The organism is Aquamicrobium defluvii, from assembly GCF_004363725.1.
Lineage (GTDB): Bacteria > Pseudomonadota > Alphaproteobacteria > Rhizobiales > Rhizobiaceae > Mesorhizobium > Mesorhizobium defluvii.
The window spans coordinates 200,655-223,219 of record NZ_SNZF01000004.1 but is presented as its reverse complement, the minus strand read 5'-3'; the positions used below and the strand labels follow the sequence as shown (position 1 = coordinate 223,219).

22 protein-coding genes and 1 pseudogene are annotated in these 22,565 nt (G+C 63.2%); 10 read left to right on the top strand and 13 right to left on the bottom strand.

The features are described 5' to 3' along the window. Positions 1 to 72 precede the first annotated feature (72 nt). The 4 genes and pseudogenes from DES43_RS05090 to DES43_RS05075 all read left to right on the top strand — a co-directional run bounded on the left by DES43_RS05090 (position 73) and on the right by DES43_RS05075 (position 2,163). On the top strand, positions 73 to 315 hold the full coding sequence (locus DES43_RS05090) for a hypothetical protein (RefSeq protein WP_133674834.1): 243 nt from the start codon (positions 73 to 75) through the stop codon (positions 313 to 315). 203 nt (positions 316 to 518) lie between these two features. Beyond that, positions 519 to 1,004 carry an HNH endonuclease gene (locus DES43_RS23320; RefSeq protein WP_133674833.1) on the top strand — a complete coding sequence of 162 codons (486 nt, stop codon included), beginning with the start codon at positions 519 to 521 and terminating at the stop codon, positions 1,002 to 1,004. Next, a pseudogene (locus tag DES43_RS23315) lies at positions 1,001 to 1,144 on the top strand (hypothetical protein); the annotation flags it as partial. The gene DES43_RS23320 and the pseudogene DES43_RS23315, both read left to right, overlap by 4 nt. A 14-nt stretch (positions 1,145 to 1,158) precedes the next feature. Beyond that, positions 1,159 to 2,163 carry a tyrosine-type recombinase/integrase gene (locus DES43_RS05075; RefSeq protein WP_133674831.1) on the top strand — a complete coding sequence of 335 codons (1,005 nt, stop codon included), beginning with the start codon at positions 1,159 to 1,161 and terminating at the stop codon, positions 2,161 to 2,163. A gap of 457 nt (positions 2,164 to 2,620) precedes the next feature. Here DES43_RS05075 and DES43_RS05070 read toward each other — a convergent pair whose 3' ends face one another. Beyond that, complete coding sequence (locus DES43_RS05070) at positions 2,621 to 2,872, bottom strand: GlsB/YeaQ/YmgE family stress response membrane protein (RefSeq protein ID WP_035024470.1); 252 nt, start codon at positions 2,870 to 2,872, stop codon at positions 2,621 to 2,623. A 168-nt stretch (positions 2,873 to 3,040) separates the two neighbouring features. Here DES43_RS05070 and DES43_RS05065 point away from each other — a divergent pair, with 168 nt between their 5' ends. Together DES43_RS05065 and DES43_RS05060 are read left to right on the top strand one after the other, a co-directional pair. After that, a complete protein-coding gene (locus DES43_RS05065; protein ID WP_035024472.1) occupies positions 3,041 to 3,286 on the top strand; it encodes a hypothetical protein in 246 nt (81 codons plus the stop codon). Between the two features lie 28 nt (positions 3,287 to 3,314). Beyond that, a complete protein-coding gene (locus DES43_RS05060; RefSeq protein WP_035024474.1) occupies positions 3,315 to 4,343 on the top strand; it encodes a serine hydrolase domain-containing protein in 1,029 nt (342 codons plus the stop codon). Between the two features lie 6 nt (positions 4,344 to 4,349). Here the strand turns inward: DES43_RS05060 and DES43_RS05055 are convergent, their stop codons facing one another. After that, the gene (locus tag DES43_RS05055) at positions 4,350 to 5,195 is read right to left on the bottom strand and encodes an EamA family transporter (RefSeq protein WP_035024476.1); all 846 of its coding nucleotides are present in this window, start codon (positions 5,193 to 5,195) and stop codon (positions 4,350 to 4,352) included. Between the two features lie 191 nt (positions 5,196 to 5,386). Between DES43_RS05055 and DES43_RS05050 the strand changes: the two genes are divergently transcribed. The 3 genes from DES43_RS05050 (at position 5,387) to DES43_RS05040 (ending at position 9,376) form a co-directional block, all read left to right on the top strand. Next, complete coding sequence (locus DES43_RS05050) at positions 5,387 to 6,460, top strand: ABC transporter ATP-binding protein (protein ID WP_133674830.1); 1,074 nt, start codon at positions 5,387 to 5,389, stop codon at positions 6,458 to 6,460. A gap of 115 nt (positions 6,461 to 6,575) precedes the next feature. Beyond that, positions 6,576 to 7,598, top strand: a complete 1,023-nt coding sequence (locus tag DES43_RS05045; RefSeq protein ID WP_035024478.1) for a Fe(3+) ABC transporter substrate-binding protein — start codon at positions 6,576 to 6,578, stop codon at positions 7,596 to 7,598. A gap of 41 nt (positions 7,599 to 7,639) precedes the next feature. Continuing rightward, positions 7,640 to 9,376 carry an ABC transporter permease gene (locus DES43_RS05040; RefSeq protein ID WP_198027473.1) on the top strand — a complete coding sequence of 579 codons (1,737 nt, stop codon included), beginning with the start codon at positions 7,640 to 7,642 and terminating at the stop codon, positions 9,374 to 9,376. On the opposite strand, the gene DES43_RS05035 is transcribed toward DES43_RS05040, so the two are convergent. From DES43_RS05035 to DES43_RS04985, 11 genes are all read right to left on the bottom strand, one after another. Further along, entirely contained in the window at positions 9,350 to 10,414 is a 1,065-nt protein-coding gene (locus DES43_RS05035) for an ABC transporter ATP-binding protein (RefSeq protein ID WP_035024480.1), read from the bottom strand. The genes DES43_RS05040 and DES43_RS05035 overlap by 27 nt on opposite strands. 20 nt (positions 10,415 to 10,434) lie before the next feature. Then, positions 10,435 to 11,226 (bottom strand): ABC transporter permease, encoded by a 792-nt coding sequence (locus tag DES43_RS05030; RefSeq protein WP_133674829.1) that lies wholly within the window; start codon positions 11,224 to 11,226, stop codon positions 10,435 to 10,437. Then, entirely contained in the window at positions 11,223 to 12,110 is an 888-nt protein-coding gene (locus tag DES43_RS05025) for an ABC transporter permease (protein ID WP_035024482.1), read from the bottom strand. The genes DES43_RS05030 and DES43_RS05025 overlap by 4 nt, the downstream gene beginning before the upstream one ends. A gap of 169 nt (positions 12,111 to 12,279) precedes the next feature. Continuing rightward, a complete protein-coding gene (locus DES43_RS05020; protein WP_035024484.1) occupies positions 12,280 to 13,380 on the bottom strand; it encodes an ABC transporter substrate-binding protein in 1,101 nt (366 codons plus the stop codon). A 224-nt stretch (positions 13,381 to 13,604) separates the two neighbouring features. Then, on the bottom strand, positions 13,605 to 14,777 hold the full coding sequence (locus DES43_RS05015; protein WP_035024485.1) for an iron-containing alcohol dehydrogenase: 1,173 nt from the start codon (positions 14,775 to 14,777) through the stop codon (positions 13,605 to 13,607). A gap of 18 nt (positions 14,778 to 14,795) precedes the next feature. Further along, a complete protein-coding gene (locus DES43_RS05010) occupies positions 14,796 to 16,184 on the bottom strand; it encodes an aldehyde dehydrogenase family protein (protein WP_035024492.1) in 1,389 nt (462 codons plus the stop codon). Between the two features lie 106 nt (positions 16,185 to 16,290). Beyond that, positions 16,291 to 17,661: a glutamine synthetase family protein gene (locus tag DES43_RS05005; RefSeq protein ID WP_035024493.1), complete on the bottom strand. Its 1,371-nt coding sequence runs from the start codon at positions 17,659 to 17,661 to the stop codon at positions 16,291 to 16,293. 96 nt (positions 17,662 to 17,757) lie between these two features. Continuing rightward, the gene (locus DES43_RS05000) at positions 17,758 to 18,828 is read right to left on the bottom strand and encodes a TRAP transporter substrate-binding protein (protein WP_035024494.1); all 1,071 of its coding nucleotides are present in this window, start codon (positions 18,826 to 18,828) and stop codon (positions 17,758 to 17,760) included. 126 nt (positions 18,829 to 18,954) lie between these two features. Continuing rightward, positions 18,955 to 20,283 carry a TRAP transporter large permease gene (locus tag DES43_RS04995; RefSeq protein ID WP_035024495.1) on the bottom strand — a complete coding sequence of 443 codons (1,329 nt, stop codon included), beginning with the start codon at positions 20,281 to 20,283 and terminating at the stop codon, positions 18,955 to 18,957. Beyond that, complete coding sequence (locus DES43_RS04990) at positions 20,280 to 20,792, bottom strand: TRAP transporter small permease subunit (protein WP_035024496.1); 513 nt, start codon at positions 20,790 to 20,792, stop codon at positions 20,280 to 20,282. Before DES43_RS04990 ends, DES43_RS04995 begins: the two co-directional genes overlap by 4 nt. Next, on the bottom strand, positions 20,785 to 21,573 hold the full coding sequence (locus DES43_RS04985; protein ID WP_035024497.1) for an N-formylglutamate amidohydrolase: 789 nt from the start codon (positions 21,571 to 21,573) through the stop codon (positions 20,785 to 20,787). The genes DES43_RS04990 and DES43_RS04985 overlap by 8 nt, the downstream gene beginning before the upstream one ends. A gap of 142 nt (positions 21,574 to 21,715) precedes the next feature. Between DES43_RS04985 and DES43_RS04980 the strand changes: the two genes are divergently transcribed. Next, entirely contained in the window at positions 21,716 to 22,543 is an 828-nt protein-coding gene (locus tag DES43_RS04980) for a MurR/RpiR family transcriptional regulator (protein ID WP_035024498.1), read from the top strand. Positions 22,544 to 22,565: the final 22 nt, after the last annotated feature.

The window sequence follows — 22,565 nt, the reverse complement described above, 5'->3', positions numbered from 1 at the left end:
CTTGCGACCGTGAATTTCAGGTCAGCAGCCTAGCAAGTTGGACGTTCAGCACCGACGAACAGGAATATGACGATGCACAGTGACCTTATCGCCAAGCTGGAAGCAGCGAAAGCACATGCGTCTCAACTGCCATATCGTGACGGTGATGGCTATTCTTGGGGCGGCGAGGCGGTTCTGACCATAGGCACCAGATCGATAATGATTGGCGCGGGCAAGGAGGCTTTGGCTCTTGCCCATGAGATCGCCCGCCGCTGGAATGTCAATTACGATGACACGCCAGCCGCCCTCAAAGCGCTGGAGGCGCGGGATGGCTAAGCTGACAGAAGAAGAACGGAAATTCTTGTCGTCATTGCGCTCGGACGGCGCTCCGACAGGTAGATGGGAAATCCCACTAGCCAGCCGAGCGCAAGACAGGGCGCGGCTACGAGCAAAGCAAAGGCAATGGGCCTACTTCGATCGCAAAAACTGGGCATGGCGCATCACTCCTGCCGGTCGCGCCGCTCTCACGGAGGGGAAGGATGGCTAGTTCAGCGCGTGATTTTCTCGACAATGTTGTGATCCCGTTTGACCGGGACGAATGCTTGATATGGCCCCACAAACGCAAAGCGACAGGGTACGGCGAAATCAGAGTATTGGGCGTCAAAAACAAGTGGGTGATGGTTCACAGGGTTGTGTGCGAGGCAGTAAACGGGCCTCCACCGTCAAAACGTCACCAAGCTGCTCATTCCTGTGGGAAGGGGCATGAGGGTTGCGTTAGCCCGAGGCACCTACGGTGGGCAACCCCGCAGGAGAATGCAGCAGACCGGATTGTCCACGGCACCGACAATAGAGGGGAGAGAAACGGGAGAGCCAAGCTTACCCGCCGTCAAGCGCGGGAAATACTCAATTTAAAAGGACGGAAGCTCAACCGTGAAATAGCGAAACAATTCGGCGTATCTGATAATCTTGTGTCAGCAATACACACTGGGAGAAGGTGGGCGTCTCTTCACGAGGTGACAGGATGAGTAGGGCAACAGTCTACACCCCTGCGATGTTGGCCGAGAGGTGGGCTTGCTCGGAACGGCATGTTCGGAACATGATTGACCGCGGTGAGCTTGTGGCCTTCAGGTTGGGCGGGAAGCTCCTGCGCATCAGGGGTGAATACGTGGAGGCTTTCGAATGCCAGAATGGCGGCTCACAAAATTGCGCGGAGAGTTCTGCGTCACATGGGTCGATGGAGAAGGCATCCGGCGACGTTATCGACTTGGAACATCAGACCCGAAAGAGGCGTCCCGCCTCGCCACGTCTAGATACGCCGAGCTTACGCGCCCGCGCGGGACAAAGGTAAAAGACCTTTGGGATGCCTACTGCCAAGACATGACAGGGCGCGTCGTCGTAGGCACCATGAAATACACATGGAAAGCTCTGGAAGGTCGGTTCGGGAGCATGGAGGCTTCCGAAATAACAATTGCCGATTGTCGGGCACATACGGCTGAGCGCCGGGCTATTCGGTCCAGCCGCCATCCAGAAGGCATTAGCGACGGCACCATCCACACGGAGTTGGGACACCTGCGCATGGTCCTCCTGTGGGCGGCGAAGCATGGCCTCATTGCCGAAGCCCCGCCAATTGAGCGCCCATCAAAGCCTGAGCCCAAAGATGCACACTTATCACGCGATGAAGTCCGCGCACTGATCGATGCGGCCGGCACGCCGCACATCAAGCTTGCGATCATGCTCATGATCGGAACGGGCGCTCGCAACGAAGCCGCCTTGCAGCTTACGTGGGATCGTGTGGACTTCGAGCGAAGAATGATCCAGTTGCGGAATCCGTTCGACCGGGCGCGGCGAAAGGGCCGCGCGACTGTTCCCATGAATGACAGCCTGCATGACGCTCTCGTAGAAGCCCATAAGGGCGCTCTCAGCCCGTATGTAGTCGAGTGGGCCGGGCAGCCGGTCAAGTCGCTCAAGAAGGGCCTTAAGTCAGCAGGGAAGGCAATCGGCAGGCCGGACGTGTCTCCGCACATGTTGCGCCATAGCGCGGCGGTCTGGCTCGCTGAAGACGGTCACTCCATGCACGAAATAGCGCAGTATCTCGGGCATGATGATGTGAAAACGACAACGCGCGTCTATGCGCGGTTCTCGCCAACCCACCTGCGCAAGCTTGCCGATAGCCTGGCTGTGTAGGTGCACGAAGTGCTCTTTAGGTCCACCGAACCTGAAAAGCGGAACACAGACAGAACACAGTTCCCGAAACGCCTCAATCAGAAGTGCTCTTTTCCCGGAGTTCTGCGGTGTTCAGGCGGGGGAACGATGTTGACATCGAAGGGGTCCCAAGTTCGATCCTTGGTACGCCCACCATCCGACCCTTTGCTCACAATCTCCTCCCCTGACCCGGCAGCATCCGGAATGTGCCCGGCCGCTCGCGCAGCCGGCTCTGCTTTCCGGGGGAAACGCATCGCTTTCCCACGCATTTACCGTTTACCGCAGCCGGCTCCACCCATGGCGGCGTACGGCGCCGGTCAGTCGCCCGTTGCCAGCCAGATGGCAATGCCAACGGCCAGAAGGATATAGATGAAGGCCCGCCCCCTTTTCGGGGGCCGGCCGCGATGACCGGGCGGATCCTCGTTGCCGGCCATATGGGCTAGCTCCTGACGGCGCGCGCGCCCCATATCAGGATGCAGGCGCCGACGAAGCCCGCAACGAGATATCCGAGCCAGCCGCCGAACGAGACGCCCAAGAAGCCGAAGATGAAGCTGGCCACGGCCGCGCCGATGATTCCAAGGATAATGTTCATGAACACGCCGGTATCGCTGTTCATGAACCTCGACGCGATCCAGCCGGCAAGGCCACCGATTATAATGGCTGCGATCCAGCCCACACCTGCATCGTCCATGCGATATCTCCTTTGCTCATCCGCAGGTTGTAGAATGCGCAACGATACCGGAAGCGTCAAGACGACGCAGGCCCGCGCCAGTGCGCCCGCATCCGGCCCTGTCGCCACGACCCCGGGGAACCATGCCCCTCCTTTCGCGTTGTTGCCCCGGCTTTGACGGAGGCAGACATGCTGCGTTTCTGGTTCGACATGACCATGCTCGGCATCGAGGCCCAGCAGGTGATCTGGCTGCGAACCATGAAACTTGCCATGGGCGGCAAAAGAGGAGAACGTGAAGCGCGCAGGATGATCGGCGAAAAGCTCGTTGCCGCGGCACAGGCATCGACGAAGATCGCCGGCGGCGCATCGCCCGGAACCGTGGCCAAAGGCTATCGCAGGAAGGTCCGCGCGAATCTTCGCCGGCTGTCGCGCTGACGGCCCGCTCAAAGCCCGGAGCGCAAGCATGAGAGCCATCGCCATATCGGCCGCAGCGCTCGTCTGGATATGTCTTCTCGAAGCATCGGCCTTTGCACAGACCGGGCTACGGGAGCGGCTGGAGAGCATCCTCGACGATGCCGGCAACTTGGCGCCGCTGCGCACCGTCGTCGTCGCCCATGGCGGCGAGACTGTTGCCGAGCGCAGCTATCGCGGCCATTCGGTGAGCGCCCCCTCCAACATCAAGTCCGCCTCCAAGGTCATCGTCTCCGCCATGGTCGGCATCGCCATCGACAAGGGCCTGATACAGGGCGTCGACCAGCCCGTCGCCGCCCTGCTTGGAAGATATGTCCCCGATGAGCCGGACCCGCGCCTGCGCGAAATCACCATCGGGCACCTGCTGTCGATGCAGGCCGGGCTGGAACGGACATCGGGGGCGAATTACGGGCGCTGGGTGGCGAGCCGCGACTGGGTTCGCTTCGTGATGACCCGGCCATTCGTGGATGAGCCCGGCGGATCGATGCTCTATTCGACGGGCTCGACGCATCTTCTGTCCGCAATCCTTACGCAGGCCGGCGGAAAATCCACCCTCGCGCTGGCGCGGGAATGGTTTTCCGGGCTGGACGGCTTCTCGATCGCTTCGTGGGACCGCGACCCGCAGGGAATCTATTTCGGCGGCAACCAGATGGCGATGAGCCCACGCTCGCTTCTGGCGTTCGGCGAGATGTATCGGCAAGGCGGCATCGCCGGCAACGGCAAGCGTGTGATCTCCGAAGACTGGATCGGGGAATCCTGGCGCGTGCGCACCCGTTCGCACTTCACGCAGGACGGCTACGGCTATGGCTGGTTCCGGCGCAGCATCGCCGGCGAGGATGTCTTCTATGCCTGGGGATATGGCGGTCAGATGCTCTACATCGTCCCGTCCGTCAGCCTGACCGTGGTGATGACCTCCGACGAAAACGCTCCGTCCGGCCGCACCGGGCACCGGGACAGCCTGCACGACCTGCTTGGCCGGATCATCGATGCGGCAAAGACCTCGTCGCTTCCGCCGACCTGACAATTGTCAGCTGAGCCGCAGTGCCACGACCCCGGCCACGATGCACAGGGCCGAGGCCGCCCGCCAGCCGGTCATTTTCTCGCCGAGCGCGAAGACCGAGATCGCCATGGCGAAAAGAATCGAGGTCTCACGCAGCGACGCCACGGAAGCGATTGGCGCCTTCGTCATCGCCCACATGGCGATCGCGTAGGCCGCACCGCTGAGAAAACCGGTGAGCAGGCCGATGCGCCATTCGACAGCCAGTGTCCGCGCCAGGCGCCGCCCCCGGCAGACAAGCGCGATCGCGGTCGCAACGAGGCCATCGCACACAAACAGCCAGGCGGCATAGCTCAGCGCTGTGGTGGCTTCGCGCGCGCCCATGCCATCGGCCAGCGTGTATCCGGCGATGAACAGCGAAGTCGTCAACGCATAGCCGACGGCTGCCAGGTTGAACGCCGCGAGACGTCCGCCACCGCGCAACGACATCAGGAAGGTGCCCGCCGAGAGCATGAGAATCCCCGCAAGCGCGAATGGACCCGGCACTTCCTGAATGAGGATGACGCCGCCGATGGTGGTTATGAGCGGCGCGGAGCCCCGTGCCAGCGGATAGGTCTGCGCGAGGTCTCCCACCTCATAGGCGCGGATCAGGAACAGCCGGTAGCCGATATGCATGCACAGCGACACGCCGATCCATCCCCACGCGCCGGCACCCGGGAAGTCCACGAACGGCAGGACCGGAAGCGCCGTGACGGCCATGCCGAGCGAGGTGAGCGAGATCGAGGCGAAGCGGTCGAGCCTGACCTTGATCAGGGCGTTCCACGAAGCATGCATCAGTGCCGCGGCCAGGACGGCGCTGAAGACGGCAAGGCTCATGTCATCCCACCTGCTGTGCCGCCGGATTGCAAACCCGGCTTAAAATCCGTTCCCCGCAGTAAAGGGCGATGACGGCTCTTGCAATGCGCATGAACCGCGTGGTCCTTTGGCCCACCGGACCGCTGCATGCTTGATCCAGGCAGCGCGACCATATAGCCCGGCTTGTGAAGCTTAAGCGAAAGGATGGTTTCGTGGCGGAGCAACTTCATGGCAATGCGAAAAGTCCGGCACCGGTTCTGGAAATCGACAAGCTCGCCCGCCGTCTTGGCCCCGGCTTTGCACTGGGGCCGGTCGATCTGGCCATTCAGCCGAAGCAGATCGTCTGCCTCGTCGGCCATTCGGGCTGTGGAAAGTCCACTCTGCTTCGCCTGATCGCCGGCATCGAGCAGCCGGACAGCGGAGCCTTGCGGCTGGATGGCAGGGAGCTGGCGGGTTCCGGCGTATTCGTCGAGCCCGAGATGCGCAACATCGGCTTTGTCTTTCAGGACTATGCCCTGTTCCCGCACCTGACCATCGAACAGAACATCATGTTCGGCCTGCGCAAATGGTCGCGCGAGGACGCACGCTCCCGCGTGGCCATGCTTCTGGAACTCACGGCGCTCTCTGCCATGGCCGATCGCTATCCGCATATGCTTTCAGGCGGAGAGCAGCAGCGCGCGGCCCTGGCGCGAGCGCTGGCGCCCCAGCCTTCGGTGGTGCTCATGGACGAACCCTTCTCCAATCTCGACCGCGACCTGCGCGAGCGGGTGCGCCATGACACCATTGCCCTGCTGCGTCGCACCGACACCACCGCAATCATCGTCACCCACGATCCCGAAGAGGCTCTGTCCACCGGAGACTTCGTCGTGCTGATGAAGTCCGGGCGCATCGTCCAGAGCGGCACCCCCCGCGAGTTGCACGACAGGCCGGCCGACCGTTATGCGGCGGAGTTCTTCAGCACCTTCAACCGGATTCCCGGCACCTACCGCAAAGGGCGGCTGCATACGGCGCTCGGCGTCTTTCCATGCAGGCTGGATGTTTCCGAAGGCAGCGAGGCGCTGGCCTTCATCCGTCCTCAGGCGGTGTGCCCCTGCCTTGCCGAAGGCGCCCTCTCAGGCTCGGTGCGGTCGCGCAGCTTTCGCGGCGAGATCGAGCAGATAGAACTGGACGTCGAGGGGCTGGAGGCGCCGCTCACCATGCGCACGACGCAACGCCTGCATATACGCGACGGCAGGCTGAGCTTCAGCATCGACCCGGATACGGTTCTGGCGTTCGCCGCCGCCTGACCATCACCCCGATAAACTTTTTGTGATCTGGCACAAACCGGCTCAAGAAAACTTGACTAACTGGATCATAAATGGTGCAGCGCATATGCAAGCTCAACACAGGAGAAGAGGCTCCATGCGCAACGCACATTTCAAGACGACGCTTCTCGCCGCCGCCTCATTACTTGCCGTTGCCAATTCGGCCTCGGCAGCGGAAGTGAGCATCTACACCACCCGCGAACCCGGCCTGATCCAGCCCTTGCTGGATTCCTTCAGCAGCTCCACCGGCATCAAGGTCAATACCGTCTTCCTCAAGGACGGCCTTGCCGAGCGCGTGGCCTCCGAAGGCGAAAGCTCGCCGGCCGACATCCTGATGGCGGTCGACGCCGGCAACCTCGTCGATCTGGTCGACAAGGGTGTGACCCAGCCAGTCGAATCCGCCGTGCTGAGCGAGGCAATCCCGGCCCAGCTCCGCGACGCGGACGGCAACTGGTTCGGCCTGTCCATGCGTGCCCGTGTGGTCTACGCCGCCAAGGACCTCGATCTCGACGCCATCACCTATGAGGACCTGTCCGATCCGAAATGGAAGGGCAAGGTCTGCATCCGCTCGGGCCAGCACCCCTACAACACTGCCCTGATCGCCGACTACATCGCCCACTACGGGCCGGAGGAAACCGAGAAGTGGCTGACCGGCCTCAAGGGCAACCTGGCCCGCAAGGCAGCCGGCGGCGACCGTGAGGGCGCCAAGGACATCCTCGGCGGCGTCTGCGACATTGCCGTCGCCAACTCCTACTATGTGGGCCTGATGCGTTCGGGCAAGGGCGGCGACGAGCAGAAGCAGTGGGCCGACGCCATCAAGGTTCTCCTGCCGACCTTCAGGGACGACGGCACCCATGTGAACATCTCGGGCGCGGCGGTCGCCAAACATGCTCCGAACAGGGAAGAAGCGGTCAAGCTGCTGGAATATCTGGTTTCCGACGAGGCGCAGAAGATCTACGCCGAGGCGAACTATGAATATCCGGTCAAGGCCGGCGTCGCAGCCGATCCGATCATCGCCGAACTGGGCGAGCTGAAGATCGACTCCAAGCCGCTCACCGAGATCGTCGCCAACCGCAAGGCGGCCAGCGAGCTGGTCGACAAGGTCGGCTTCGACAACTGACAGGGGAGAATGGCATTCCCACGGATGCCATTCCGCTTTTCATGACAATGGCGGCAACCGGTTCAGGACGGAACGGGAGGCGGCGCTCCGGCGCCGTCTGGCTCATTGCGGCCGGCGCAACGGCCCTCGCCGTCGCGCTGCCCTTCCTCGCACTTCTGGTCGAGGCGATGCACGGCTCGGAAGGGCTGTGGAACCATCTCTTCTCCACCATCCTGCCGGTCGCCCTGCGCGACACGCTGATCCTGCTTGCCGGTGTCGGTGTGCTGGTTGCCATTCTGGGCACCGGAACGGCATGGCTGGTCACGGCCTATGAATTTCCCGGACGGCGCACGCTGGAATGGGCGCTGCTGCTGCCACTGGCCGTTCCGACCTATATCGTCGCCTATACCTATCTCGACATATTGCACCCGATCGGCGTCGTCCAGGGCACCATTCGCACCGTTCTCGGCTATTCCAGCCCGCGCGAATTCCGCCTGCCCGACATCCGCTCGATGACCGGCTGCATAATTCTCCTTTCCTTCGTTCTCTACCCCTACGTCTACATCGCCACGCGGGCCATGTTCCTGACCCAGCCGGCCAGTCTGATCGAGGCGGCCCGCACGCTGGGCGTCTCGCGCCGCGCCGTGTTCTGGCGGGTTGCCCTGCCGCTGGCCCGCCCCGCCGTGGCCGTGGGCATGAGCCTTGCGCTGATGGAGACGCTGAACGACATCGGCGCTGCCGAGTTCCTTGGCGTGCGCACGCTCACGGTCTCGATCTACACGACATGGATCACCCGCTCCGACCTGCCGGGCGCATCGCAGATCGCGCTTTCGCTGCTTGTGGTGGTGGTGGCTGTGGTGGCGCTCGAACAATATGCGCGGCGCCGCCAGCGCTTCGCGGCCGGCGCGCAACGCGGCGGCAAGAATTTCGAACGGCAGCGCGTGTCTGCCTCTGCCGGCCTGCTGCTGCTGATGCTGGGGCTGATCCCGGTACTGATCGGCTTTGTCGGCCCGGCGCTTTATCTGGCAACGGAAGCATGGACCCGCATCGGCTATGCCGGCCTGCCGCCACGCTTCCTGTCGACGGTATCGGGCACGATCCTCCTTTCGGCAGCCGCCACCTTGCTGACACTGGTGCTCGGCGCGGCGGCAGCCTATGCGGCCCGCACCCGGCCGGGCGGCGTTTCCGCCACGGCGTTCCGGCTTTCCACCATCGGCTATGCCGCACCGGGCACCGTCATTGCCATCGGGCTGGTCATCGTGCTTGGCGCCTTCGACCGTACGGTGAACGCGCTGGCCGGCTCATGGTTCGGCATCTCCACCGGTCTCATCTTCCTCGGTTCGGGCGCGGCACTGGTCTACGCCTACACGGCCCGCTTCCTCGCCATTTCGGCCGGCGGCATGGCGGCGGGCCTCAGCCGCATCCCCCAGTCGCTGGACGAGGTGTCGCGCACGCTGGGCGAGACCGCCTCCGGCACCCTGCGACGCGTTCACCTGCCTTTGTCGAAGACGGCGCTCGCCGCTTCGGCCCTGCTGGTCTTCGTCGATTGTGTGAAGGAGCTGCCGGCAACGCTGCTGCTGCGCCCGCTCAATGTCGAGACGCTCGCCACCCATCTTTACGGCGAGGCCGCGCGCGGCACCTATGAGGAGGCATCGATTTCGGCGCTTGCCATCGTGCTGATTGCCATATTGCCCGTGGTGCTGTTGTCACGGGTGGGCTCGGAGCGGAATCTGCGGCAGGGGGATGTCGCTCCCCTGCCCCGGTCGCTGCCGTCAGTTCAGCAGCATCACGTCGCCTGACGAGAAGCTGATCTCGACCTTGTCCCCGATCCGGGGCGGCGGCGTCGCGGGATTGTTGAAGGTATCCAGCGAAACGATGCTGTCGCCTGCCCTCACCCGGACCCGGATCACCGAGCCGAGGAAATGCACGTCGGCGATTTCGCCGGGAAGCACCGCATCGTCGCCGTCACGTCGGCCCAGCGCGATTGCCTCCGGGCGCAGGGCCAGTGAAACGGTATCGCCCGATCTGCCCCCCGCCGGCTCCTCCCGCAGCGCGATCTCGCCGCTGCCGACCTGCACCTTTCCGGCATTGCCGAGCCGGCCTTCGAGCACGTTCAGCGTACCGACGAAACCGGCCACGAAGCGCGTCGCCGGCCGGTTGTAGATCTCGAAGGCTGTGCCCACCTGCTCGGCCTTGCCGCCATACATGACCACGATGCGGTCGGAGATGGACAGCGCCTCTTCCTGATCGTGCGTCACGAAGATGGTTGTGATGCCGAGCTTCTTCTGGATGGAGCGGATTTCCTCACGCAGCGAAACGCGCACCTTGGCATCGAGCGCCGACAGCGGTTCGTCGAGCAGCAGAACCTTGGGCCGCGGCGCCAGCGCCCGCGCCAGCGCGACGCGCTGCTGCTGGCCGCCCGAGAGCTGGTAGGGGTAGCGCGCACCGAACTCGCCGGCCGGCAGCTTGATGATGTCGAGCATCTCGGCCACGCGGCTGTCGATCTCGGCCCTGGCAACGCCCGCCACCTTGAGGCCGAAGCCGATATTCTGCGCCACCGTCAGGTTGGGAAACAGCGCATAAGCCTGGAACACCATGCCTATGTTGCGCTGGTTGGGCTTCAGCCCCGTCACATCCTTGCCGCCGATGACGATACGCCCGCCGCTCGGCTCCTCGAAACCGGCGACCATGCGCAGCACCGTGGTCTTGCCGCAACCGGACGGGCCAAGAAAGGAGATGAACTCGCCCGCTTCGACGTCGAGATTGAAATCCTGCACGACGGTGGTTGCACCGAAGGACTTGCGGACGTACTGGATCGACAGGAAGGGCTCTGGCATTGGCTGCGCGGTCTCCGTTCTCAGTGCTGTGCGCCCGGCGCCCTGGGCGCGAACTTCGAGACGAACTGGATCAGGGCCATGCAGCCCCAGGTTATGGCAAAGGCGATAACGGCAAGTGCCGCCGGCTCATAGGCCCGGTTGGCGCCAAGAAGCTGCATGTAAGGCCCGAAGGACGGGCGGTTGAGCAGCGCCGCCATGACGAACTCGCCGATGACGATGGCGAAGGTGATGAATGCGCCCGAAAGTACCGCCACCGCCACATTCGGCAGGATGACGCGGGTAAGGATGGTCACCCAGCCGGCCCCGAGGCTCTGGGCGGCTTCGGTCAGGGTCGCCACGTCGATGGCGCGCAGGCCCGTATCCACCGCCCGGTACATATAGGGCAGCGACAGGATCACATAGCCGAACATCAAAAGCAGGTTGGTGCCCATGGCCGAGCCGGTGAGCGGCAGCCATGACGAGGTGTTGTACAGGCGGATATAGCCGAACACGATGACGATCGGCGGAATGATCAGCGGCAGAAGCGTGATGAACTCCAGCACAGGACGCCAGCGCGGCAGCTTCAGCCGCACCCAGTATGCGGTCGGCACCACAAGCAGCACCCCGAAGGCGATGGTGGCGAGCGCCATCAGCACCGAGTAGGTGAATGTCTGCTGGAAGCGCGGATCGGCCAGCACCGTCCAGTAGGCGTCGAGCGTATAGGCGCCGCGGCGCATCTTGAGCGAAAATTCGGCCGTGCTGATCAGCGGCAGCACGAAATAGAGCGCGCCGACGCCGAAGAACAGCCAGGACCAGAAGCGGTTTATCTTCATTTCATCCACCTCTCGCTGCGGGCGCGAAGCCAGATATAGATGAAATTCGCGATGCCGGTGATGACGATCATGCCGAAGGCCAGCGCGTAGCCGAGATGCGGGTCCTGCAACACGTCGCCCCGGATCTGCGCGAACAGCAGGATCGGCACGATGGACAGCGAACTGCCGGTCAGCGCATAGGCGGTGGCGACCGCGCCGAAGGCATTGGCGAACAGGAGCGCGAAAGTGCCAAGCAGGCTCGGCCACAGGATCGGCAGCGCCACCATGCGCCAGTACTGGAAGGGCGATGCCCCCAGAATGGAGGCAGCCTCACGCCATTCGCGCCGCATTCCGTCCAGTGCCGGCGTCATGATCAGGATGGTCAGCGGTATCTGGAAGAACAGATAGGTCAGCGTCAATCCGCCGAACGACAGGATGTTGAAGCCCATCGCATAGATGTTGATGCCGAACCAGTCGCGCAAGATGAGCGTGACGAGGCCGAGCCGCCCGAAGGTGGCGAGGAAAGCGAAGGCCAGCGGGATGCCGGCGAAGTTGGAGGCCACGCCGGAGAAGGTGAGCAGCGGCGAACGCAGCCATCCGGGCAGTCCGCCGAGCACCATTGCCCATGCCATCAGAAAGCCGACGAGGCAGCCAAGCAGCGCGGAGGCGACGCTGATGCGGATCGAGATCCAGTACGCCGCCATGATCGACGGCTGAAACAGGTTGACGATATTATCGAGCGTGAACTCGCCCGCCGCGTTGCGGAAAGAGCCGACGATGATCTGCATGGTCGGCAAGACGAGAAACAGGAGGGCGAACAACAGGAATGGCATCACGCCAAGCCACGCAAGCGACATGCGCGGTCGCACTGCTGCGGAAGCCGGCGCGGCTATCGGTTGACTCATGCGCGGTACAGGCCCCTTTCCGGGATCGTCACAGGCCACGACGGGTGCGCGGCGGCGATCTTGTCCCCTTGGACGAGCATCGGATTGAACCGGTCCCGGTTTCATGGCCGATGCATCGGCAGGTCCGGCGCGGCTCCTGCCGGAGCCGCGCCGGACTGTTCAGGCTTGTTTACTGGACGTTGGCGCCGACGACGCTGTCCCAGCCGCCGGTGACGGCGTTCTTGTTGGCGTCCTGCTCCTCAAGCGACGGGAACACGGCCTTGGTGTAGGCCTCCGCCGGCGGCAGCTTGTCGAGGATTTCCTGCGGCACCTTGCCCTCGGAAACCAGCTGGTTGAAGCGAGCCGGGTGGCAGTAGCCCTTCAGGAAGCCGAGCTGGCCCTCGTCGGAGTAGATGTACTCCAGCCACAACTTGGCGGCGTTCGGATGCGGCGCATAGGCGCTGATCGCCTGTGCGTAGACGCCGGCGAGAACGCCGCTCTTCGGCACCACGACCTCGACCGGCGGATTGCCGTTCAGCGTGTCACGGTCGGCAAGCGCGTTGTAGTCCCAGCGCACGATGATCGGCGTGGTGCCCTGCGCCAGCGACGAGGCCTTGCCGATAACCGGCACGAAGTTGCCCTTCTCGTTGAGCTGCTTGAAGAAGTCGAGACCGGCTTCGGAAGCCTTGGAGGCGTCACCGCCGGCAGCCGACAGACCTGCGGCATAAACCGACAGGATCGCCTGGTTGGCGGCGCGCGGATCACCGGCCAGCGCGACCGAATTGGCATATTCGGGCTTCAGCAGATCGGCCCAGTCCTGCGGCACTTCCTTGACGATGTCGGTGTTCACCTCGAAGGCGAGAACGCCGTAGTAGCCGCCGTACCAGTGGCCGTCCGGATCCTTCACCTCGATGCCGTCGAAGGTCGAGACCTTGTAGGGCAGAAGCAGGCCTTCCTTGGTCGAGGACGGGCCGAACGCAAGACCGACGTCGATCACGTCGGGAGCCTGCGGGCCGGTGTTGCCCTTGTTGGCGCGGATCGCCTCGATCTCGTCGGCCGAGCCCGCATCGGGGTTCAGCTCGTTGATGGTGATTTCCGGATACTTGGCCTTGAAGCCGGCCAGGATTCCTTCCCACCCGCACCAGTCGTGCGGCAGGGCGATGGTGGTCAGCATGCCTTCCTTCTTGGCCGCCTCGACGATCTCGTCCAGCGACTGGGCGGACGAAATGGCCGATGTGACCATCAGAGCGGCTGCCGTTACGGACAGTACCTTCCCCGCAAACTTGAACATCTCGTTATCTCCATTGAGCTGACGCCTTGTGACGCCTGCGACGCGGTAGCGAGTTCATGTGACGTTTGGATGAAAGCCAGATGAACCCCTCTCGCCACAAAACGAAAGGCTAAACCAGTTTTGCCGATCCTGACAATCGGCCAATATGTTTTCCGGCTAAATAAAACTCCTCCTTGTTCCCCTCTGGTGGTTTCGGTTCGGTCCGGGCGGCTTCTCGCCGCTTCTCAGACGGTTCCGGCGATGGCGTCCTCGAGCAGCCTGAGTGCGCCTTCCTTCGTCAGCTTCAACGGATTTCCGCCGGCCGTCGGATCGACGATGGCCATGTCCGCGATCAGTTCCTTGCGCCCGGCATCCATGTCGAGGTCCCGGATCAGACCGGACAGCGTGTGCGGCACCTTCAGCTCCTCGCGCAGCTTCAGGATCCTGGCGGCAAAACCGTCGAAACCGCCCTCGATGCCGCAATAAGCGGCCAGCCGCTCGATGCGTTCCTCGATTGCCTCCCGGTTGAAGGCCAGCACATAAGGCATGAACACCGCATTGGTCATGCCGTGATGGGTGTCGTAGAGCGCCCCGATCGGGTGCGAGAGGGAATGGATGGCTCCGAGCCCCTTCTGGAAGGCGGTGGCCCCCATGGCGGCCGCGCTCATCATGTTGGCGCGGGCGATGAGGTCCGAACCGTCATGGAAAGCTTTGGGGAGGTTTTCAAGAACCAGCCGAACGCCCTCCACCGCGATGCCGTCGGCCATCGGATGATAGCCCGGCGCGCAATAGGCTTCGAGGCAGTGGGCCAGCGCGTCCATGCCGGTTCCGGCGGTTATGAAGGGCGGCATTCCGGCGGTCAGCTCCGGATCGGCGATGACGATGGCCGGCATCATCTTCGGGTGGAAGATGACCTTCTTGGTGTGCGATGCCTCATGGGTGATGACGCCGGCGCGGCCGACTTCCGAGCCGGTGCCTGCCGTTGTCGGCACGGCGACGATCGGCACGATCCTGTCGGCATCGGCGCGCGTCCACCAGTCGCCGATGTCCTCGAAGTCCCACACCGGGCGGCTCTGGCCGGCCTGAAAGGCGATCAGCTTGCCGAGGTCGAGCGCCGAGCCGCCACCGAAGGCGATGACACCGTCATGGCCGCCCTTGCTGAAGACCTCGATGCCGGCGGTGAGGTTGGCTTCGACCGGATTGGGCTTGACGTCGGAAAACACGCCGTAGGGCACCTTGGCCGCATCGAGGATGGCGAGCGTCGAGGCTACCACGGGGAGCTTCGCCAGCCCCGGATCGGTGACGAAGAGCGGTTTCCTGATGCCGGAAGCGGCGAGCGCGCCCGGCAGTTCCTTGATGCGCCCCACGCCGAAGAGGATCGTGGTGGGGTAGTTCCATTTGGAGACGGGATTGGTCATGTCTGTTCTTCTTGAATGTCAGATTTCTTCGCGCAGGTGATAGCTCTTCGGCCGGGTCAGGTTGTCGTAGCCGATGGCCGACAGCGCCGCGCCCTTGCCGGTATCCTTGACGCCGGTCCACACCAGCGCCGGGTCGAGATAGTCACAGCGGTTCATGAAGATGGTGCCGGTTTCGACACGGTCGCCGATGGAAACCGCATGCTCGGTGTCGCTCGTCCAGATCGAGGCGGTCAGCCCGTAGGGGCTGTCGTTCATCAGCGCGACGGCCTCCTCGTCGTTGCGCACCTTCATGATGCCGACGATGGGGCCGAAGCTTTCCTCGCGCATGACGCTCATCTGGTGGTCGACGTTGGTCAGCACTTCCGGCGCGATATAGGGCGAGCCGGCGACGTCGTTGTCGACCTTCATGTTGACATGCGCCACGGCGCCCTTGCGCAGCGCCTCGGCCTTCTGCTCGCGGATCAGGTCGGCGAAGCGCGCCTGCGCCATCGGCCCGAGCGTGGTCGCCTGCTCCAGCGGATTGCCGACGACATAGTTCTTCGTTTCGGTGATGAAGCCCTCGACGAACTGGTCATAGACCTTTTCATGCACATAGACGCGCTCGATGCCGCAGCAGCACTGGCCCGAATTGAAGAAGGCCCCGTCGACCAGACTTGCAACCGCATGGTCGATCTTCGCATCCGACAGCACATAGGCCGGATCCTTGCCGCCGAGTTCCAGCCCCAGCGTCATGAAGGTACCGGCCGCCGCCTTCTCGATGGCGCGCCCGCCGCCTACCGAACCGGTGAAGTTGACATGGTCGATCCTGCCGGAGCCGAGCAGCTTCTCGGTCTGGCCATGGTTGAGCACCACATTCTGGAACACGCCACGGGGCAACCCCGCCATCTCGAACGCCTTTGCGAAGCGCTCGCCGACCAAGAGGGTCTGGGCCGCATGCTTGAGGATCACCGTCGAGCCTGCCATCAGCGCCGGCACGATGGTGTTGACGGCGGTGAGATAGGGATAGTTCCACGGCGCGATGACCATCACCACGCCCAGCGGCTCCTTCTTCACATAGCGGCGGAAGCCGTCCTTCGGGTTGGACGCCGGCACCGGCTTCAGCGCCTGCTCGGCGATCTCCACCATGTAGGAGACACGTTCGCGTACACCGCCGAACTCGCCGCCGTAGCGCACCGGGCGCCCCATCTGCCATGCGATTTCCGGCACGATCTCGTCGGTCATGGAAACCAGCGCTTCCAGCATGGCGAGCATATATTTGCCGCGTTCCGCGATGGAGGTTTGCGCCCAGCCTGCCTGCGCCGCGCGCGCGCGCTCGACCGCGGCATTCACCTCCGGATCGGTCGCAACCGGCCGCTCGGCATAGATCGAGCCGTCGATGGGGGATTTGAGCTTGACCGTTTCGGTCATGGTGTTTCTTTCCTTCGTAGGTTGGTGCGGATGGGAAAGCCGCCCGTTACTCACATTCTCAACGTTCCGGGAAACCGGCGTCCGGCCCCCCGAAAGCTGCCTGCACTCAATAGCGTTCGAAACCGCGATGCAATTCCCAGTCGGTGATGCGGCGGTCATATTCGAGCTGCTCCCACCGCGCCGTATGGACATAGTGATCTATGGCGTCGTCGCCGAAAGCCTGCCGGAGCATCTTCGATCTGGTCATGGTCTCGGTGGCGTCGCGCAGCGTCTTCGGAATTTCCGGCAGGCGGGCGGCCTGATAGGCATCGCCCACGAACGGCTTCTGCAATTCCAGCTTCTCGTCGATGCCCGCAAGCCCCGCCGCAATCAGCGCCGCGAAGGCGAGATACGGATTGAGGTCAGCGCCGCCGATGCGGCATTCCATGCGGATCGCCTTGGTGCCCTCGCCGCACAGGCGGAAGCCGGCGGTGCGGTTGTCCTCGGACCACATGATCTTGGTGGGCGCGAAAGTGCCGGCCTGAAAGCGCTTGTAGGAATTGATGTAGGGGGCGAGGAAATAGGTGTATTCCTTGGCGTATCTGATCTGCCCGGCGCACCATTGACGTCCGAGCTCGGAAAGCGTCCACGGCGCATCCTTGTCGAAGAACAGCGGCTTCTTTCCATCCGCGCTCCACAGCGAGTTGTGGACGTGGCTGGAATTGCCGGCCAGATCGTAATTGTACTTGGCCATGAAGGTCACGGCCTTGCCTTCCTGATCGGCGATCTCCTTCGCGCCGTTCTTCAGGAATACGTGCCGGTCGGCCATTTCCAGCGCCTCGGCATAGCGCACGTTGATCTCTTCCTGCCCCGGCCCCCACTCTCCCTTGGAGTTCTCGATCGGAATGCCCGCCGCGTGCATCTCGTTGCGCAGGCGGCGCATATAGCCTTCTTCCTTGGTGGTGATGCCGATGAGGTAGTCGCCGATATAGGGCGAGGCGCTTTTGAGGTCGCGCCAGTTCTTCTCGCGCGCGGTATCGTAGGTTTCCGAAAGCAGGAAGAACTCCAGCTCGGACGCGAAATAGGCGAGGTAGCCGCGCTCCTCCAGCCGCTTGAGCTGCTTCCTGAGGATGCCGCGCGGCGAATGCGGCAGGTCTTCACGGGTGTGATGGTCCTGCGAATCGCACAGCACCAGCGCCGTCTTTTCCAGCCACGGAACGGGACGGATGGTCGAAAGGTCCGGCTTCATGACGAAATCGCCGTAGCCGCGCGACCAGCTCGCCGCCTTGTAGCCCGGCACAGGCTCCATATCGATGTCGTCGGCCATCAGATAGTTGCAGCCATGCGTTTCCTCATAGGCGGATTCCACGAAGAATTGCGCGAGGAAGCGCTTGCCGATCAGACGGCCCTGCATGTCGATCGCCGCCACCAGCACGGTGTCGATCTCGCCTGCGGCGACTGCGCTCTTCAATTGATCGAAAGAGAGTTTTCCGGCCATTCTGTTCTCCGCCGCGCCTGCGGCCGCATGTGTTCCGATTCAGTTCCGTAGTCTGGTAAGGCCCGGCCGCCGGAAGCGGCCGGGCGAAGGCGTGTGTCAGCCGTAGCGATAGGGCGCGCCGGCCTTGCGCATCGTGTCCTGATACTTCTTGAGGATCTCCACGACCTTGGCGTTGCGCTCGCTCTTGGCGGCGATCTCGTCCCAGAACTCCATCGCCATGTCCTCGACCTTCTTCCATTCGTCTTCGGGAATGGTTGTGAGCTCGAGCTTGCCGCCGGTGGTGCGGTAGTGCGCCTCGCCCCACCAGTACCAGTGCTGGCGATAGTAGTGCGAGGAATCCATCGCCAGCTGGAACAGCGTCTTGAGATGGTCGGGAACCGCGTTCCACTTGTCGGTGTTGGCGAAGAACGAACCCGACCACGCGCCCGAGATGTTGTTGGTGAGATAGTATTTGGTGACGTCCGCCCAGCCCACCGTATAGGTCTCGGTTGCGCCGCACCAGGCGATGCCGTCGATTTCGCCCGTCTGGAGCGCCACTTCGATGTCTTCCCAGGGCAGCGTCACAGGCACAACGCCGAGGCGCGAGATGAACTGGCCGCCGGTCGGGAAGGTGTAGACGCGCAGGCCCTTGAGGTCCTCCACCGAGCGGATCGGCTTTGTGGTGGCGAAGTTGCACGGGTCCCACGCGCCGGCGCTGAGCCAGGTCACGCCGGGAATTTCGCCATAGGCCTCTTCCCAGATCTCCTTCAGCCCGTACCAGTTCCACAGCACCGGCACATCGAGGCTGTAGCGCGAGGCGAAGGGGAAATAGGCGCCGAACACGGCGACGTCGACCGGCGAGGCCATGGAATCGTCGTCACTCTGCGCGGCATCGAGCGTGCCGGCCTGCACGGCGCGGAACAGCTCGCCCTGAGGCACGAGCTGGTCCGAAGTGTACATCTCGATCACCATTTCGCCATTCGCCGCCTTGTTGAAGGCATCGATGGCGGGCTTGCACACATGCTCCGCCAGCGCCGGGCCGGCATAGGTCTGGAGACGCCATTTGATCGGCGCCTGCGCTTTCACATAAGGCGTGGCCAGAGCGGTCGCTCCCACCGCACCGGCGCCCGTCAGAACGGATTTGCGCAGAAAATCGCGCTTGCTGATGGTCTTCTTGCTGTCGGTCATAACGTGCTCCCTCTGTTATATCGAACCGTCAACGCTCGCCCACATGGGCTCACCCACACGGACAGGCGTGGGCATTCAAGCCTCCGCCGCCGCATCCCTGTGCAAAGGCGCTCGTGCGCACTCATCTCATCGCTTTCCCATGTAGGTTTCAGGCAGCCACATCGCGATGTCGGGGAACACCATGATGATGATCATCGTCAGCACCATCATGAAGAAGAATGGAACGATGGAGCGGTAGATGTCGACAATGGTGATTTCCGGCGGCGCCATGGCCCGCATCAGGAACAGGTTGTAGCCGAAGGGCGGCACGATGTAGGCGATCTGGCAGGTGATCGTGTAGAGGATGCCGAACCAGATCAGATCGAAGCCGAGCGCCTTGACCAGCGGGATATAGAGCGGGGCGACGATGACCAGCATGGCGGTGTCGTCGAGGAACATGCCGAGGATGATGAACGAAAACAGCATCATCGACAGCACGCCCCACGGGCTCAGTTCCCAGGTGTGGAGGAGAAGGTTCTCGATTGCCTTGATGGCGCCGAGTCCGTCATAGACGGCGCTGAAGCACAGCGCACCGAGGATGATCCACAGGAACATCGCCGACACGCCCAGCGTGTTGCGCGTGGTTTCCTCCAGCACGCTTTTCGTCAGGCGGCCGGTGAACAGCGCAGCAAGCAGCGCCAGCAGCGCGCCCACCATCGACGTCTCGACCAGACTGGTGGTCCCGGTCAGGAACAGGCCCATGATGGCCGCGAACAGGCCGAACGGCAGCAGCCCCTCGCGCAGCAGGACGAGCTTCTCGCGCAGGGTGATCTGCGACAGCTCTTCGGGCGCGAGCGCCGGGCCCATCTCCGGCTGCAAACGACAGCGGATATAGATGTAGGCGGTGAAGATGATCGCCATCAGGATGAAGGGCCCGATGCCGGCGAGCCACAGTTGCAGCACCGGCTGGCGCGCGATCATCGCATAAAGGATGAGCACCACCGAGGGCGGGCCCATGATGCCGAGGGAAGAGCCGCCCTGGATGACGCCGGTGATCATGGTCTTGTCGTAGCCGCGCCGCAGCAACTCGGGCAGCGCGACCGTCGCGCCGATGGCCATGCCCGCAACCGACAACCCGTTGACCATGGAGATGATGACCATCAGGCCCATCGTTCCGATGGCGAGACCGCCGCGCACCGACCCGAACCACACATGGAACATGCGGTAGAGATTGTTGGCGATGCCGGACTCCGAAAGCATGTAGCCCATGAAGACGAAGAACGGCACGGTGATCAGCGGATACCAGTTCAGCACCTGGAAGGCGGCGTTGAAGGGCATCTCCGCCGCACCGTTGCCCCACAGCCACAGCGCCGCACCCGCACCGACCGCACCGATGACGCCGAACACACGCTGCCCCGTCGCCATGAGCAGCAGCATGGAGGCGAACATGAAGATGGTGATCAGTTCCGAACTCATGCCAGCGACTTCCCGCGCGCTTCAGCCACGTTCTTGAAGAAAGTGGAAATGGATTGCAGCAGCATCAGGAAGATGCCGAAGGTCATGATCGTCTTGATCGGCCACAGCGGCGGCGCCCATGCGGTGTAGTTCTTCTGGGCGTAGGTGATGGAATATTCCGTCGAGGAAACGCCCGCCCGGAACAGCACCGCCAGATAGAAGATGACGAAGAGGATCGTGAAGGCGTCGGTCATGGCGCGCCGGCGCGGCGACATCATGCTGTAGAACAGATCCATGCGCACATGTGCGTCGATCTGAAGGGAATAGGCGCCGCCGAGCAGATAGTAGGCCGACAGCATGAACTGCGACATCTCCATCACCCAGTTGACCGGATAGCCGAAGAAGACGCGCATCACCGTCGAGTAGAGCAGGATCGCGCCCATCGGGAAGATCAGATACATGGCGAAGCGGCCGACCCGGTAGCCCACCGCATCGACATAGCGCACGTAGAGCCTGATCGGTTCAGGCATTGATCCCTCCTCTGTCCGCCATGATCCCGTCCCCGATCCGGATCTTGCCCAGCAGCGAGCCCAGCAGCTCGGCCCATTTGCGCTGGCCCGCCGCATCGGCGATCTCGTCGTTGCGGATTTCGATCATCGCGCAGGCCAGTCCGCGCGAGCGGGCGTGCCGCTCCAGCGTGAAATAGACCAGATCGGCCGGCGAATAGGGCTGGTTGGCGCCCACCTTGATGCCGGCAACGCCGTTCAGCGCCCGCAGCAGCGGCGCGGAGATGCGCTCGTCCTCATCGTGGATGATCCCGATATGCCAGGGGCGCTGCTTGCCGAAATAGACGGGTGTGTAGGAATGGACGGACACCAGCCGCGTCTCGCGCCCTGCGGCCAGCCGCTCCTCGATGGTTGCCGCGATGGTGTTGTGGAAAGGCCGCCAGGCGAGATCGATACGCGCCTGCCTTTGCTCGGCCGTCAGCCCTTCATTGCCGGGAACAGCCGTCGTCTCGCTGACCTCCGGGATGAGGTTGTGCGCATCGAGCGGCCTGTTGCAGTCGATTGCCAGCCGCGACACGCACGATTCGATCAGCGTTGCGTCAAGCGCCTGCGCCAGCATGGTCGCCACCGGAAGCGCGCCGGGGTCCCAGGCAATGTGGCGCTGGAAGTCCTCTTCGGAGAGGCCGAGCGTCCCGATTTCGGGCGGCATGTGGTTGGATGCATGGTCGCAGGTGAACACGTAGGGGCTCGCCCCTCCCGGATTCGAGACCCGGACCGCCTGCTCGCATGAAGGCTCGTTCCCCATAGCACTCCGTTCCTCAGGCGACGTACCATATATTACTTATTGTTTTTCATTTCGCCCTGGTGGATGATTTCATACAGATTATCGGAGTTTGTCAAATCCGATTTGGCGCGATCTGGACCAATGCGCCTGGACAGGGGACAAGATGAAATCGAACGTCGCCGAGCTGATTGCCAAACGACTGGACGCCATGCCGGCAGGAGAGCGCCGGGCCGCGCAGACGCTCGTCGCCAACTATCCGCTGATCGGACTGAAGACGGTGGCCGAGTTCTCGCAGCAGGCAGGCGTGTCCTCGCCCACCATATTACGCTTCGTCGGCCGCCTCGGCTTTCACAACTATGCGGAATTTCAGGCCGCGCTTCAGGATGAGCTGGCCGCACAGCTCCAGTCGCCCGCCTCGCGCACCTACGCGCCAAGCAGCCGCGGCAGGGGCGCTGTCTCGCCCATGCTGGAGGCGACGCTCGACAATCTGCGGGAAACCTTCCGTCACATTTCCGACCGGCAGCTGGAGGAGATCGCCGCCTGCCTCGCGGAGCGCCGTGGGCACATGTTCCTGATCGGGGGGCGCTTCACCGATCCGCTCGCCCGCTACATGGCCGCGCATCTGGCCATCATCCGGCCAAACGTGTTCCATCTGGCGGGGCAGGAAAGCATGTGGCGCGACCGGCTCATCGACATGGGCAAGCATGACGTGATCCTGATCTTCGACATCAGGCGCTATCAGGACAGCCTGCTGCGCTTTGCGGAGAAGGCGCACCAGCGCGGCGTCGCCATCGTGCTCATCACCGACCAGTGGCTGTCGCCCATCGCCCGGTTTGCGAAACATGTCGTCGCGGGGCGAACCGCAATGCCTTCGGCCTGGGATTCCTCGGCCGCGCTTTTCGCCATTTCGGAATCGCTGATCGACGCCGTCACCAGGCGGCTGGAAAGCGCGGGAGCGCGGCGCATCCGCGAGATGGAGGGGCTGCGCTGAAGCAGCCTGTCCCGCCCTCCCC